Origin of the sequence: Streptomyces sp. NPDC056503, assembly GCF_042794995.1 — a bacterium.
Lineage (GTDB): Bacteria > Actinomycetota > Actinomycetes > Streptomycetales > Streptomycetaceae > Streptomyces.
Genome location: NZ_JBHTST010000117.1, coordinates 13,725 through 27,168, shown reverse-complemented (window position 1 = coordinate 27,168; position 13,444 = coordinate 13,725). Strand labels below are relative to the sequence as shown.

General features: G+C 72.4%; 12 protein-coding genes and 1 tRNA gene. 7 read left to right on the top strand and 6 right to left on the bottom strand.

The window, feature by feature from the left end; genetic code table 11:
- The first annotated feature begins 151 nt into the window (after positions 1–151).
- From ACFQ8C_RS28320 to ACFQ8C_RS28310, 3 genes are all read left to right on the top strand, one after another.
- Entirely contained in the window at positions 152–727 is a 576-nt protein-coding gene (locus ACFQ8C_RS28320; protein WP_383462566.1) for a TerD family protein, read from the top strand.
- 29 nt (positions 728–756) lie between these two features.
- Positions 757–1,902, top strand: a complete 1,146-nt coding sequence (locus ACFQ8C_RS28315; RefSeq protein ID WP_383462564.1) for a DUF475 domain-containing protein — start codon at positions 757–759, stop codon at positions 1,900–1,902.
- A gap of 148 nt (positions 1,903–2,050) precedes the next feature.
- Complete coding sequence (locus tag ACFQ8C_RS28310; protein ID WP_383462562.1) at positions 2,051–2,788, top strand: Tellurium resistance; 738 nt, start codon at positions 2,051–2,053, stop codon at positions 2,786–2,788.
- A 38-nt stretch (positions 2,789–2,826) separates the two neighbouring features.
- Here ACFQ8C_RS28310 and ACFQ8C_RS28305 read toward each other — a convergent pair whose 3' ends face one another.
- A complete protein-coding gene (locus ACFQ8C_RS28305) occupies positions 2,827–3,744 on the bottom strand; it encodes a TerD family protein (RefSeq protein ID WP_383462561.1) in 918 nt (305 codons plus the stop codon).
- A gap of 253 nt (positions 3,745–3,997) precedes the next feature.
- On the opposite strand from ACFQ8C_RS28305, the gene ACFQ8C_RS28300 reads away from it, so the two are divergent.
- The 3 genes from ACFQ8C_RS28300 to ACFQ8C_RS28290 are packed head-to-tail and all read left to right on the top strand — an operon-like array spanning position 3,998 to position 8,625.
- Positions 3,998–5,200, top strand: a complete 1,203-nt coding sequence (locus tag ACFQ8C_RS28300) for an HpcH/HpaI aldolase/citrate lyase family protein (RefSeq protein ID WP_383462559.1) — start codon at positions 3,998–4,000, stop codon at positions 5,198–5,200.
- An 18-nt stretch (positions 5,201–5,218) separates the two neighbouring features.
- A complete protein-coding gene (locus ACFQ8C_RS28295) occupies positions 5,219–7,801 on the top strand; it encodes a phosphoribosyltransferase (RefSeq protein WP_383462558.1) in 2,583 nt (860 codons plus the stop codon).
- Positions 7,798–8,625 carry an HAD family hydrolase gene (locus tag ACFQ8C_RS28290; protein WP_383462556.1) on the top strand — a complete coding sequence of 276 codons (828 nt, stop codon included), beginning with the start codon at positions 7,798–7,800 and terminating at the stop codon, positions 8,623–8,625. The genes ACFQ8C_RS28295 and ACFQ8C_RS28290 overlap by 4 nt, the downstream gene beginning before the upstream one ends.
- Before the next feature lie 2 nt (positions 8,626–8,627).
- Here the strand turns inward: ACFQ8C_RS28290 and ACFQ8C_RS28285 are convergent, their stop codons facing one another.
- The gene (locus ACFQ8C_RS28285) at positions 8,628–8,846 is read right to left on the bottom strand and encodes a zinc ribbon domain-containing protein (protein ID WP_383462554.1); all 219 of its coding nucleotides are present in this window, start codon (positions 8,844–8,846) and stop codon (positions 8,628–8,630) included.
- Positions 8,847–9,040: 194 nt separating this feature from the next.
- Positions 9,041–10,330 carry a hypothetical protein gene (locus tag ACFQ8C_RS28280; RefSeq protein ID WP_383462552.1) on the bottom strand — a complete coding sequence of 430 codons (1,290 nt, stop codon included), beginning with the start codon at positions 10,328–10,330 and terminating at the stop codon, positions 9,041–9,043.
- Positions 10,331–10,491: 161 nt separating this feature from the next.
- On the opposite strand from ACFQ8C_RS28280, the gene ACFQ8C_RS28275 reads away from it, so the two are divergent.
- A tRNA-Val gene (locus ACFQ8C_RS28275) sits at positions 10,492–10,566 on the top strand.
- Between the two features lie 110 nt (positions 10,567–10,676).
- Here the strand turns inward: ACFQ8C_RS28275 and ACFQ8C_RS28270 are convergent.
- The 3 genes from ACFQ8C_RS28270 to repSA are packed head-to-tail and all read right to left on the bottom strand — an operon-like array spanning position 10,677 to position 13,398.
- Complete coding sequence (locus ACFQ8C_RS28270) at positions 10,677–11,813, bottom strand: tyrosine-type recombinase/integrase (protein WP_383462551.1); 1,137 nt, start codon at positions 11,811–11,813, stop codon at positions 10,677–10,679.
- Positions 11,813–12,022, bottom strand: a complete 210-nt coding sequence (locus ACFQ8C_RS28265) for an excisionase family DNA-binding protein (RefSeq protein WP_383462550.1) — start codon at positions 12,020–12,022, stop codon at positions 11,813–11,815. Before ACFQ8C_RS28265 ends, ACFQ8C_RS28270 begins: the two co-directional genes overlap by 1 nt.
- Complete coding sequence (gene repSA, locus ACFQ8C_RS28260) at positions 12,019–13,398, bottom strand: replication initiator protein RepSA (RefSeq protein WP_383462548.1); 1,380 nt, start codon at positions 13,396–13,398, stop codon at positions 12,019–12,021. Before repSA ends, ACFQ8C_RS28265 begins: the two co-directional genes overlap by 4 nt.
- Positions 13,399–13,444: the final 46 nt, after the last annotated feature.

Here is a 13,444-nt window from a genome sequence, read left to right as displayed (position 1 = left end):
ACACCATACTTTTCGTGGGCTGCTTCTTTTGTTAAAACGACCCTGCAAAAGCTCTCCGCCCCCCCCCCCCCCACCCGCCCGGCGCCCCCCCCCCGGGCGCCCCCGGACGTGCCTCATGGCAGCAGCATCCACCGGGGAGGAACCGAACACCATGGGCGTCACGCTCGCCAAGGGAGGCAACGTCTCCCTCTCCAAGGCCGCACCCAACCTCACCAAGGTCCTCGTGGGCCTCGGCTGGGACGCGCGGTCCACCACCGGAGCCGACTTCGACCTCGACGCCAGCGCGCTGATGTGCCAGGCCGGCCGGGTGCTCGGTGACGAATACTTCGTCTTCTACAACCAGCTGCGCAGCCCCGAGGGTTCGGTCGAGCACACCGGTGACAACCTCACCGGAGAGGGCGACGGCGACGACGAGTCGCTGGTCATCGACCTCACCCGCGTCCCGCTCCAGTGCGACAAGATCGTCTTCCCGGTCTCCATCCACGACGCGGACAACCGCGGCCAGACCTTCGGTCAGGTCAGCAACGCCTTCATCCGTGTGGTGAACCAGGCGGACGGCCAGGAGCTGGCCCGCTACGACCTCTCCGAGGACGCCTCCACCGAGACCGCGATGATCTTCGGCGAGCTCTACCGCTACAACGGCGAATGGAAGTTCCGCGCGGTCGGCCAGGGGTACGCGTCGGGTCTGCGGGGCATCGCTCTAGACTTCGGGGTCAACGTTTCGTAAAGCCGCGTTATCACACAATGGGGTAGGCAGTGGTTCTGAAAACCTTCGGCTGGTCGTTCGCGATCACCGCGCTCGGCCTGGTCGCCGCGGTGCTCTACGGGGGGTGGGAGGCGTTCGGGATCGTCGCGATCCTCTGCATCCTCGAAATCTCGCTCTCCTTCGACAACGCGGTCGTCAACGCCGGCATCCTGAAGAAGATGAATGCCTTCTGGCAGAAGATCTTCCTCACCATCGGCATTCTGATCGCCGTCTTCGGAATGCGCCTGGTCTTCCCCGTCCTGATCGTCGCGGTCAGCGCCAAGATCGGCCCGATCGAGGCCGTCGACCTCGCGCTCAACGACGCCGAGCGCTACGAGGAACTGGTCACCGACGCGCACCCGTCGATCGCCGCCTTCGGTGGCATGTTCCTGCTGATGATCTTCCTCGACTTCATCTTCGAGGACCGTGACATCCAGTGGCTGCGCTGGATCGAGCGCCCGCTCGCCAAGCTCGGCAAGGTCGACATGCTGTCGGTCTGCATCGCGCTGATCGTCCTGCTGGTCACCTCCATGACCTTCGCGACCCAGGCCCACCAGCACGGCGGCATGCACGTCGACAAGGCGCAGACGGTCCTCATCTCCGGCATCGCCGGCCTGATCACGTACCTCGTCGTCGGCGGTCTGTCCGGCTTCTTCGAGAACAAGCTCGAAGAGGAGGAGGAGCGCGAGCACGAGGCCGAGGAAGAGGCCAAGCGCAGCGGCAAGAAGGTCTCCGCGGTCCAGCTGGCCGGCAAGGCCGCGTTCTTCATGTTCCTGTACCTGGAGGTCCTCGACGCCTCCTTCTCCTTCGACGGGGTCATCGGCGCCTTCGCCGTCACCAACGACATCGTCCTCATGGCGCTCGGCCTCGGCGTCGGCGCCATGTACGTCCGGTCCCTCACGGTCTACCTGGTCAAGCAGGGCACCCTGGACGACTACGTGTACCTGGAGCACGGCGCCCACTACGCCATCGGCGCCCTCGCCGTCCTCCTCCTGGTCACCATCCAGCACGAGATCCCCGAGGTCATCACCGGCTCCATCGGCGTCATCCTGATCGCCTGGTCCTTCTGGTCCTCCGTCCGCCGCAACAAGGCGCTCGCGGCGGAGGGCGGATCCGGCTCCTCGGACGACAAGGCCGAGGTGAGCTCCGGGGTGTGACACCCTGCTCCCCGGTGTGCGCCCCACCACGGGGTGTGACACCGGGGACAATGAGGAACGCTTCCCTGCGGGGCGGCCGGCGCGTCCGGCCGCCCCGCGGGCGTGTGACGGGCGGCAAGGCGACCGATTTGTGGGGGGTGGGGGCCCGATGGCCTTCTGGGACAACCTGATTCCGGGGCGGGCGACGCCCTTCGACACGGGGATGGGCGCATCCCACACCATCGACCTGACCAGGCGCAGGCCCTCGGTCTCGCTCGCCAGACAGGGCGGTGCCACCGGCAACCTCCGGGTCAACCTCTCCTGGCGGATGCGCAGCTCCGACATCGAGGGCCGTTCCCGGCAGAGCGGCCGGCTGCTGCGCAACCCGGCGCAGTTCTTCAAGCCGGAGGTCGTCCAGGCCCACACCCAGGGCATGGTCAACGTCGACCTGGACCTCGGCTGCCTCTACGAGCTCAAGGACGGCAGCAAGGGCGTGGTGCAGCCGCTGGGCGGCTTCTTCGGCGACCTCAACGCCGCCCCGTACGTGAAGCTCAGCGGCGACGACCGGTTCGGCGCCCCCTCCGGGGAGACGATCTTCGTCAACCTCGACCACAAGGACCAGATCAAGCGGCTGCTGTTCTTCGCGTACATCTACGACCAGACCCCGGCCTTCGACCGGACCCACGCCAAGATCACGCTCTATCCGAGCAACGGCCCCCGCATCGAGATCGAGCTCGACGAGCGTGCCCCGCAGGCCCGCTCCTGCGCCGTCTTCTCGGTGGACAACAGCAAGGACGAGCTGCTGGTCCGGCGCGAGGTGCGGTTCGTCTACGGCTTCCAGGCCGAGCTGGACCGGCTCTACGGCTGGGGCCTCCAGTGGGGCCGCGGCTACAAGTCCAAGACGTGACGGCGGCCCCCGGAGGCTTACCGGGGGCCGCTCCGGCGTCAGGAGCGCTGGAACTGCGGCCCCATCGGCGGCATCCGGAACTCCGGGACCGGCTCGGGGCCGCCCTGCCCGGCGTGCACCGGCTGCGGATAGCCGTACGCGGGCCCCGGACCCGGCACCGGGGCCTGCGGGTAGCCGTAGGAGGGCTCCCGGTCGGGCCGCGGCGGCACGGGCGGGGTGGGCGGCAGCGGCGGCGACTGCGGCACGGGGGTGTGGAGGACGGTCGCGTCGAGGTCCGGGTCCGGGGCGGAGCCCGTACCGGACCCGGCGGCGGAGGCGTCGACGAGCGCGGTCGCGTCGAGGTCGTCGGCGGGGGGCGCGTCGCCGCCACCCGGGGCTCCGGCCTCGGCGGCGTCCTCGGGCCCCTCGTCGACCGAGATGCCGAAGTCCGTCGCCAGACCGACCAGGCCGGTCGGATAGCCCTGCCCGACCGCGCGGAACTTCCACCCGTCGCCCCGGCGGTACAGCTCGCCGCAGATGACCGCGGTCTCCTCGCCGGTCTCCGCGGTCACGTCGAAGCGCGCCAGCGGCTCCCGCTCGGGCGCGGCCGTGGCGTCGTACAGGAAGATCCTCAGGTCCGTCACCGCGCGGAAGGTGCCGCCGTCCGAGGAGGCGGCGAGCACCACCCGGTCGACGGAGGGGTCCAGCGCGGCGAGGTCGGCCTCGACCGTGTCCGTCAGTCCCTCGGCCACCCGCTTCTTCGGCAGCCGCCGCACCAGGCCCGAGGGGTGGCGCGGCTGGTTGTAGAAGACGAAGTCCTCGTCGGAGCGGACCCGGCCGTCGGGGCCGAGGACCAGGGCCGAGGCGTCCACGTCGGGGACACCGGGGCCCGGGGTCCAGCAGAGCACGGCCCGTACGGCCGCGGTGTCGAGAGGGACGTTGGAGCCCTTCAGCATCGCGTGCGTCATGACGGCCATCCTGCCCTCCTGCCCGTCCGGGGGACAACGCGGGGGCACCACGGGTAGCGGAGCGGGCCCCACCGGTCGCCCGCCGGGCGGGCGGGACCGGCGGGGCCGGGGGCGTACACCTGACGGAATCAGGGGTGAGGGAGGGATCGGACGGGGACGGGTTACCTGGATTTCATGCGCGGTGGGAACTATGGACACCCGCACCTACGTACTATTACCGGCCACGTGTCATCAGGCCCAAGGAACCAGACGGGGGACTCATATGCGTCATTTCGGGCACATCCCGTCCGAGGTGCGGAGCGGGCTGTTCCACCGCGAGCCGGTCGAGTTCACCGCCGACTCGCCCGCCCCCACGCTCGCGGTCGCCCTCGGGGCCACGCTCTACAGCCCCGCCACCCGCCCCCGGCTCGCCGACGCCGTCCGCAAGCAGGCCGCCCGGGGTGTCGTGTCCATGGTCCTCTGCCTGGAGGACTCGATCAGCGACGCCGACGTCGAGGCCGGCGAGGCCAACCTGGTCCGCGAGTTCCGCGAGCTCGCCGACGGCCCGGCGGCCCGCGAGCCCGGGGCCGACGACCGGCCCGCCGACCCCGGCGTGCCCCTGCTCTTCATCCGCGTCCGCGATCCGCGCCAGATCACCGACCTCACCACCCGCCTCGGCGACACCGTCGGCCTGCTGTCCGGATTCGTACTGCCCAAGTTCACCGAGGCCCGCGGCAGCGCCTTCCTCGAAGCGCTCACCCAGGCCGAGCGCATCGCCGGCCGCCGCCTCTACGCCATGCCCGTCCTGGAGTCCCCCGAGCTGCTCCACCTGGAGACCCGGGCCGAGACCCTCGCCGGCATCGCCGCCATCACCGACAAGTACCGCGACCGCGTCCTCGCCCTGCGCCTCGGCGTCACCGACTTCTGCTCCGCCTACGGGCTCCGCCGCTCGCCCGACATGACCGCCTACGACGTCAAGGTCGTCGCGCACGTCATCGCCGACGTCGTCAACGTCCTCGGCCGCGCCGACGGCACCGGCTTCACCATCACCGGCCCCGTCTGGGAGTACTTCCGCCCCGGCGAGCGCATCTTCAAGCCCCAGCTGCGCCGCAGCCCCTTCCTGGAGGGCCGCGCCGAGGACCTGCGCACCTCCCTCATCGAGCACGACATGGACGGGCTGCTCCGCGAGATCGAGCTCGACCGCGCCAACGGCCTCCTCGGCAAGACCTGCATCCACCCCACCCACGTGGTGCCCGTCCACGCCCTGTCCGTGGTCAGCCACGAGGAGTGGAGCGACGCCCAGGACATCCTCCGGCCCGAACGGGACGGCGGCGGCGTGCTCCGCTCCGCCTACACCAACAAAATGAACGAAGTGAAGCCGCACCGAGCCTGGGCCGAGCGCACCCTGCTGCGCGCCGACGCCTTCGGCGTCGCCCGCGAGGACGTCGGCTTCGTGGAACTGCTCACCGCCGGCCTCGCCGGCTGACGAAAGGACTGCGGCGACGTGGTGTGGACCGGAACGTGGGTCGCGGAGCGGCTCGGCGTCGAACTGATCGGCGACGAGGAGCTGCCGACCCTGCTGGGCCTCGCCCTGCGCCGCAACCCCAAGCGGGCCCACCTGCTCGTCTCCAGCGTGCTCGGCAAGCACGTGCCGCAGCGCCCCTCCGTCGTGTACGGCTCCGGCCTCGGCCTCGGCCTGCGCGTCCGTGAGCTCCTCGGCGCGGAGGAGGCGGCCCGGGCCGTCGTCCTCGGATACGCCGAGACCGCCACCGCCCTCGGTCACGCCGTCGCCGACGGCCTCGGCGCCGCCCCGTACCTCCACTCCACCCGCCGCCCCGTCCCCGGCGTCGCCACCGCGGGCGGCTTCGAGGAGTCCCACTCCCACGCCACCTCGCACCTGCTGCTCCCCGAGGACCCGGAGCTGCTGGCGGGCAAGGGGCCGCTGGTCCTCGTCGACGACGAGTTCTCCACCGGCAACACCGTCCTCAACACCATCCGCGGCCTCCACGAGCGCTACCCCCGCGACCGGTACGTCGTCGTCGCCCTGGTCGACATGCGCGGCCCCGCCGACCACGACCGGCTCACCGGCTTCGCCGCCGAGATCGGCGCCCGCGTCGACCTGCTCTCCCTCGCCGCCGGCACCGTCGGCCTCCCGGACGGCGTCCTGGAGAAGGGCCAGGAACTGGTGGCCCGGCACACGACGGCCCCCGCGCCCCGCCCCCGTACCCGGCAGGCCTCCGCGCCCGCCGTCGTACGCGTCCCCCTCGACTGGCCCGCGGAGGTCCCCGACGGCGGCCGCCACGGCTTCACCCCCGAGCACCGCGCCCGTCTCGAAGCGGCGCTGCCCGCGATGACGACGGCGCTCACGACCGCCCTGACGGCGGCCCCGGAGGCTCCCGCGGGTACGGGCGCGGGCAGCGGCACCGGCGCGGCCACCAGCGCCAGCACCAGCGCCACCACCGCTACCACCGGCGCCGGCCCGGCTTCCGGAGGCGCCGCCCCCCGCGTCCTCGTCCTCGGCTTCGAGGAGCTGATGTACGCGCCGCTGCGACTCGCCGGCGCCCTGGAGGACGCCGGCCTCGACGTCCGGTACTCCACCACCACCCGCTCGCCCGTCCTCGCCGTCGACGACCCCGGCTACGCCATCCGCACCCGACTCGTCTTCCCCGCCCACGACGACCCCGCCGACGGCCCCGGCGAGCGCTACGCCTACAACGTCGCCGGCGGCGGCTTCGACGCCGTCGTCGCGGTCGTCGACTCCGCCGCCGACACCCCCGGGCTGCACGCCCCCGACGGCCTGCTCGCCCAGCTCGCCGCGCACATCCCGCGCGTCGTCCTCGCCGTCGTCCCCTCGTACGCACCGCAACCGCAGGCGGCCACCGCATCGCCGGCCGCATCCCAAGCTCCCGTACCCGAAGCTCCCGAAAGGAGCTCCATGCTGCCCGAGCCCCTCCGCGGCCCCGACTTCTCCTCGTACGCCCCCGAGGAGGTCGGCTGGCTGCTCCAGGACCTCTCGGACGTCGAGCTGGAGGCGCCCACCGAGGAACGCGAGGAAGCCATCCAGCGCGGCGGCGCGCACTACGCCGAGTCGCTGCCCGTCGAGTACCAGCCGAGCGCCCGCTACCAGGAGCTGTACCAGAGCGCCCTGGAGTCCTCCGCCGCCCGCATCGCCCACGCGGTCGGCACCGTCACCGAGACCGTCCTCGCCGAGAAGCCCGGCCGCCCGGTCCTCGTCTCGCTCGCCCGCGCCGGCACCCCCGTCGGCGTCCTCATGCGCCGCTGGGCGCTCCACCGCCACGGCCTCGACCTGCCCCACTACGCCGTCTCGATCGTCCGCGGCCGCGGCATCGACGCCAACGCCCTGCGCTGGCTCGCCGCCCACCACGACCCGGCCGACGTCGTCTTCGTCGACGGCTGGACCGGCAAGGGCGCCATCACCCGCGAACTCGCCGCCGCACTGCGGGAGTCGGAGGAGTTCGCCGGCTTCGACCCGGAGATCGCGGTCCTCGCCGACCCCGGCTCCTGCGTGCGCACCTACGGCACCCGCGAGGACTTCCTGATCCCCTCCGCGTGCCTCAACTCCACGGTCTCCGGCCTGATATCGCGCACGGTGCTCCGCTCCGACCTGGTCGGCGCGGACGACTTCCACGGTGCCAAGTTCTACCGCGAACTGGCCGGCGCCGACGTCTCCGTCGGCTTCCTCGACGCCGTCGAGGCCCGCTTCGACGAGGTCGCCGACACCGTCGACACCGACGTGAAGGAGCTCCTCGCCGCCGACCGCACCCCCACCTGGGAGGGCTGGGCGGCCGTCGAGCGGATCAGCGAGGAGTACGGCATCCACGACGTGAACCTCGTGAAGCCCGGCGTCGGCGAGACCACCCGCGTCCTCCTGCGGCGCGTCCCCTGGAAGATCCTCGCGAAGCGCGGCGCCGGCGCCGACCTCGCCCACGTCCGCCTCCTCGCCGAGCAGCGCGGCGTACCGGTGGAGGAGGTCGACGGCCTCCCGTACACCTGCGTCGGGCTGATCCACCCCCAGTACACCAGGGGTGCGACAGGCGCCGACGGAAAGGCGGTGGTGTCCCGATGAGCACCGTTCCCACCCCGCGCACGACGCTGGTCGCCAGCGACCTCGACCGCACCCTCATCTACTCGACCGCGGCCCTCGCCCTCGGCATGCCGGACGCGCAGGCGCCCCGGCTGCTCTGCGTCGAGGTCCACGAGTCCAAGCCGCTCTCCTACATGACGGAGGAGGCCGCCGAACTCCTCGCGGCGCTCACCGCCGAGACCGTCTTCGTGCCCACCACCACCCGGACGCGCAAGCAGTACCAGCGCATCCAACTCCCGGGCACCACACCGGCGTACGCGATCTGCGCCAACGGCGGGCACATCCTCGTCGACGGCGTCACCGACGCCGACTGGCACGCCTCCGTCCTCCGCAGGCTCGCCGACGAGTGCGCCCCGCTCTCCGAGATCCGCGCCTACCTCACCGCGACGACCGACCTGTCGTGGGTGCGCAAGCACCGGGTCGCCGAGGACCTCTTCGCCTACCTGGTCGTCGAACGGGAAAGGCTCCCGGAGGACTGGCTGGACCGCTTCGGCGCCTGGGCCGGCGACCGGGGCTGGACCGTCTCGCTCCAGGGCCGCAAGGTGTACGCGGTGCCGAAGCCGCTCACCAAGAGCGCCGCCGTCCGCGAGGTCGCCCGGCGCATCGGCGCCGAGCTCACCCTCGCCGCCGGCGACTCGCTCCTCGACGCCGACCTGCTGCTCGCCGCGGACCGGGCCTGGCGCCCGGGCCACGGCGAACTCGCCGACAGCGCCTGGACCGCCCCGCACCTCGACGTCCTCGCGGAGCGGGGCGTCGCGGCGGGCGAGGAGATCCTCCGCCGCTTCCGCGCGGCGGCCCTCTCCTGACCTCAGCCGCAGCCACCCCCGCCGCAACAGCCGCCACCACCGGCGGCGGGGGCCTGGGCCCTCGGCGCGGCCGTCGACCCGCCGACGGCCACCGCCGACAGCAGCTTCACGGTGTCGTCGTGCCCGGCGGGGCAGGAGGCGGGCGCCGAGGACTCGGCCATGGGCCGGCTCAGCTCGAAGGTGTCACCACAGGTCCGGCATCGGAATTCGTAACGAGGCATGGGGCCAGGCTAGCGCCGCAGAAGCACCCAGGGCAGAGCACGGCCCGCACACCGTGTGGGCCTCCACGCCATACGACCCACACGCCGCACGACCACGCGCCGTGTGGCCTACACACCGCACGACCCACGGACCGCACGGCTCACGCGCCACACGACCCACACACCGCACGGCCCACGGACCGCACGGCCGCGGCTCAGTGCGCTCCGGCCCCCCGCTCCTCCCGGATGGCGGTGACGACACTCCCGGCGGCCGCCCGCACCGCCTCCAGCTCCGTCAGGAAGTGCCAGTAGTCGGGATGGCGCCCCTCCAGCCCGTCCACGGCCCGCTCGATCCGGGCCACGGCCTCGTCGAGGGGACGGGCGTGGCGCGGATCGGGCCGGCTGCGCCCCTCCATGGCGAGCCGCTGCGCGTCCCGCACCGCGAACCGGGCCCGGTCCGTCTCCGCCTTCGGGTCCTTGGCGACCGCGTCCAGCCGCCGCAGCCGGTCCCCGGCGGCGGAGACGGCCTCCCCGGTCGTGTCGAGCAGCGCGCGTACCGTCGACAGCAGGGCGGTCACGTCCGGCCACCGCTGCTCGGCCCGGGCGGCGGCGGCCTCCGCGAGCCGCTCCTCCGCCTGCCGCACGGTGTCGGCCGCCTGGTCCGGCACATGCTGGAGGTCCTGCCAGCAGGCGGCGGAGTACCGCCGGCGCAGCTCGGACAGCACCGGCTCGATGGCCTCGGACCGGGTCGCCAGCGCCTCGGCCCGGGTCCGCAGCGACACCAGCCGCTTGTCGATCTCCGCGGCCCGCTCCGGCAAGCGCTCGGCCTCGACCCGCACCGCCTCCGCGTCCCGCACCACCCGGTCCGCCCGCTGCAGCGTCTCGCCGACCCCGTGCCGCCCGGCCCCCTCGTTCAACCGCGTCAACTCGGGCCCCAGCGCGGCGAGCCGCGCCGCCAGGTCGTCGGCGCGCAGTCCCTTCTCCCGCACGGCGTCGAGCGCGTCACTCGCCCCGCGCAGCGCCTGCCGCGCCCGCTCCACGGCGGGCGCGAGCCGCGCCAACTGCGTCTCGGCCCGGTCGAGCAACGGCGCCAGCCCACCCTCGAACCGGTCGAGCTCCGCCTTGACTCGCTCCAGCTCCTCCTTGGCCCGGGTGAGCTCCGACCGGGCCCGCTGAGCCGTCCCGGCGTCGATCTCCTCCCGGTCCAGATCATGGGCGTCGACGGCGGAGATGTACGCGTGCGACACCTCGTCGATCCGCCGCCCCAACGCCGCGAACCCCTCGACGGCCCGCTGGGCCTCGGGCGACCCGTCCACGGCACTGATGGTCTCGATGGTGATCCGCAGCCCCCGCTGCGCCGTGTCCAGCTCGTAGAACGCTGCGGCCGCGTCGTCCTTCGCCGCCTGCGCCTCCGCCCGCTGGCTCTCCCCACGCCCCCCGAACCACCGCCGGGTCCCCCCGCCACCCCTGGACGCCGCCCCACCCCTCGCGTCGCTCGCCGCCACGTCCCTCTCCCGTGCTCTGTCCGAAGTGCCCGGCCGTCCGAACGACCATTCTCCCACCCCCTACGGACGAACACACGGCCCGATCAGTTCACGCCCCCCGCTCCCCCCACTACACGTTTGCGATCCGCCCACCCCCTCCGTGTAGGCTGTTGCTCTCCCACGGGTGCGTAGCTCAGGGGTAGAGCGCTGCTCTTACAAAGCAGATGTCGGCGGTTCGAAACCGTCCGCGCCCACCAGCAGGTAGCACGACGAAGGCCCAGGTCACCGGTACTGAACCGGGAGCCTGGGCCTTGTTCGTTCCTCGGGCCGGGGAGGCCGGGGAGGCGGGGGAGGGGCGTCGTGCCAGTTACGTGCCAGATGCGTCGCCGGGCCCGTCCGGCCGGACCTTCTTGATCTGCTCGTCGACGTGGGCGGCGATGGCGTGGTCACGCCCGTTCACCAGGTGCTGATAGATCAGCGCGGCTCGCACCGACGAGTGCCCCATCCGCTGCATCAGCTCCCGCGTCGTGGCGCCCCCGGTGGCGGCGAGGGTGTTCCCGGTATGGCGCAGATCGTGGAAATGGACGTCGCGGAGGCCGGTGTCCTTCAGGGCCCGCAGCCACAGCCGGCGGAAGTTGTTCCGGCGCAGTTGCCCGCCGCGGGCTCCGGTGAACACCAGCCCTGTCCGACCCGGCTCGGCATAGACGGCGAGATGAGTGGCCAGGCTCTCCGCCAGCGAGGCCGGGAAGGCGACGGTCCGTACACCGGCCGCGCTCTTGGGCGTCTTGACCAGGATGCCGTCGGTACGGGTCTCGGCCAGAGAACGCCGCACGGCGACGGTTCGCTGGTCGAGGTCAACGTCATGGCGCTGGAGCGCGGCGAGCTCCCCGAAGCGCAGGCCGGTGAAGGCCGCCAGCAGGATGAGCACCCGGAACCGCGCCGGCACGGCGTCGGCGAGCTGGAAGACCTCGGTGACGTCGAGGAACGGCCGCTCGGCCGTCTTGGCCGCCCCGGCACCCTTTATACGGCAGGGATTGCGCTGGATCAGCTCATCGTCGACCGCGGTGTTCATGATGGCGCGGAGGATCTGGTACGCCTTGGCCACCGTCGGCTCACCGACACCCGACTCCAGGAGGCCGGCACGCCAGCGGCGGATCTGGGGTGTGGTGACCTCACTCAGGAACACGTCCGCGAAGGTCGGCAGGATGTGGAGCCGCAGCGCGCTGCCGTTGCGCTCGCGGGTGGTCGCCGCGTAGTCGCGTTCCTTGAACCAGGCGTCGGCGTACACCCCGAAGAGAACCTTGTCGTCCGGGTTCTTCCACTTGCCGTCGATGATCTCCGCTTCCTTGCGGACGAGCCACCGATCGGCATCGGTCTGCGAGGCGAACGTCTCGGGAGCCGATCGCGTCAGCCCGTCCGGCCCCTGGTAGCGGGCCTGGAACCGTCCTGACGGAAGCTTGCGCACGGCACCGAAGCGGCGGCGCTTGCCCTTACTGTTCGCCATCAGGCCACCGCCGCGAATCGGCGATGGGCGGTGATCGGCTGGACGGTGTGGGCGGCGACGAATTCCTCCAAGGCTCGCTCAGGAATGCGGACATGCCGCCCCACCTTCACGAAGACGATGCGGCGCTCGGCGATGAGCCGGCGCGGGAACCTCTCGGTGGTGCCGAGGAGTTCGGCAGCCTGGCCCACGGTCAGCAGTCGGTCGGTCATGCGCTTGCTCCTTCCAGGGCGAGTTGGTCGCGTAGGGCGGCGCGGGCGGTTTCGCGATTGAGGTGGATGTCCCGGGCGATGGTGGCGGCGAGGGCGGCCTCGCCGGGGGAGTGGCCGTGCCCCGCGTACTGCCAGGAGGCGAGGACGAGCACGGTGTCCGGGTCGGCGTGGCCCTCCTGGGCGGCGCGGTAGTCGGCGCGGATCTGGCGGAGGGCGCCGAGGGTGGTCGAGTAGTGGCGCGACTTGGTGGAGAAGTGGCCACGGAAGCCGAGCATGTGGGCCCAGGCGGTGAGCTTCCGGTTCGGGTAGAGCGGGGCCAAGTCCAGGCACGCTTCGATGAGGCGGCGGGGGTGGTCGGGGACGTCGAGGAGGTCGAGTACCTCCCGGTTGCCGATCCGGCGGTCGAGGCTGCCAGTTGTCTCGGCGGCCTTGGTGGCGTACTTGGCGACATACGCGGCCACGGCCTGTTCGGTGATGTCGGAGCCGTCCCCGAACGCCTTGACCGGGCGGATGTCGAGCTGTCGCCCCCACTGGAACCGCCGGCGCGGCTGGTCCCCGGAGGCCGGGACGGTGATGGTGGTGTACGTGTGGACGGCGGCGGCCCTGATCGCGTCGTCCAGCAGCCGCACGGTGGCCCAGGAGGGCGGGGCGCTGCCGGGCCCGTCCGGTCCGTCGAGCCTGATGACGGCGTGGAAGTGGATGGCGCCGCGCTTCTGGAACTCGGCGACCTTCCCGTACGAGACCCGCAGGACGTCCTTCATGGCGCGCTGCGTGAGCCCGGCGCGGGCGGCCAGTTCGCGGCGGAGGCGATTGGTGAAGCGCTGCCAGAGCTGTCCGGCGTGGTTGTTGAAGAGGACGGCGCCGGCGTAGTCGTACGAGTCGGGGTCGAGGGCTGTGCCCAGGGCGGGGTCGTCGTCCCGGTGCTGGATGCCGCAGCGGCAGGTGCCCCGGTCGGGTCGGTTGTGGACGGGGCCGAAGGACGGGGCGGTGAGCGTCGCGAACACGCGGGGGTGGTCGCGGACGGTCGGGGGGATGTCCTTGGTCTCGTCACCGGCGAGGCCGGCGCGGATCAGGTGGTACGTGTCCCCGGCGTAGGTGTGGGCGCAGGAGGGGCAGCGGGAGGCCCGGCGGTTGCCGCAGGCGACGCGGAGGCGCCCGCCGGGCTCGGTCTCCGTCGAGTACCGGCGGAGGGTCTCGCCGGACGTCCGGTCCTTGGCGAGGGACCAGCCGGTGAGGTGGACGGGGTCGGAGCAACCGCCGGAGCGGTGCACTTGGTCCTTCCAGCGGTCGAAGTTGGGGTTCGCGGCCACGCGGAGGACGTCTTGGAGGGTGGCCGGGTCCAGGCCCGCCGCGGTCGCGGCGTTGGGCTGGGCCATGATGGGTCTTCCTTCCGGTCGAGAGATCGGCGAGGGGTACGGCTCC

Excerpts from the sequence above, each read along its gene's own strand:
- ACFQ8C_RS28320 (WP_383462566.1), top strand. The coding sequence starts at position 152 with ATGGGCGTCACGCTCGCCAAGGGAGGCAACGTCTCCCTCTCCAAGGCC.
- ACFQ8C_RS28310 (WP_383462562.1), top strand. The coding sequence starts at position 2,051 with ATGGCCTTCTGGGACAACCTGATTCCGGGGCGGGCGACGCCCTTCGAC.
- ACFQ8C_RS28305 (WP_383462561.1), bottom strand. The coding sequence starts at position 3,744 with ATGGCCGTCATGACGCACGCGATGCTGAAGGGCTCCAACGTCCCTCTC.
- ACFQ8C_RS28300 (WP_383462559.1), top strand. The coding sequence starts at position 3,998 with ATGCGTCATTTCGGGCACATCCCGTCCGAGGTGCGGAGCGGGCTGTTC.
- ACFQ8C_RS28290 (WP_383462556.1), top strand. The coding sequence starts at position 7,798 with ATGAGCACCGTTCCCACCCCGCGCACGACGCTGGTCGCCAGCGACCTC.
- ACFQ8C_RS28285 (WP_383462554.1), bottom strand. The coding sequence starts at position 8,846 with ATGCCTCGTTACGAATTCCGATGCCGGACCTGTGGTGACACCTTCGAG.
- ACFQ8C_RS28270 (WP_383462551.1), bottom strand. The coding sequence starts at position 11,813 with ATGGCGAACAGTAAGGGCAAGCGCCGCCGCTTCGGTGCCGTGCGCAAG.
- ACFQ8C_RS28265 (WP_383462550.1), bottom strand. The coding sequence starts at position 12,022 with ATGACCGACCGACTGCTGACCGTGGGCCAGGCTGCCGAACTCCTCGGC.
- repSA (WP_383462548.1), bottom strand. The coding sequence starts at position 13,398 with ATGGCCCAGCCCAACGCCGCGACCGCGGCGGGCCTGGACCCGGCCACC.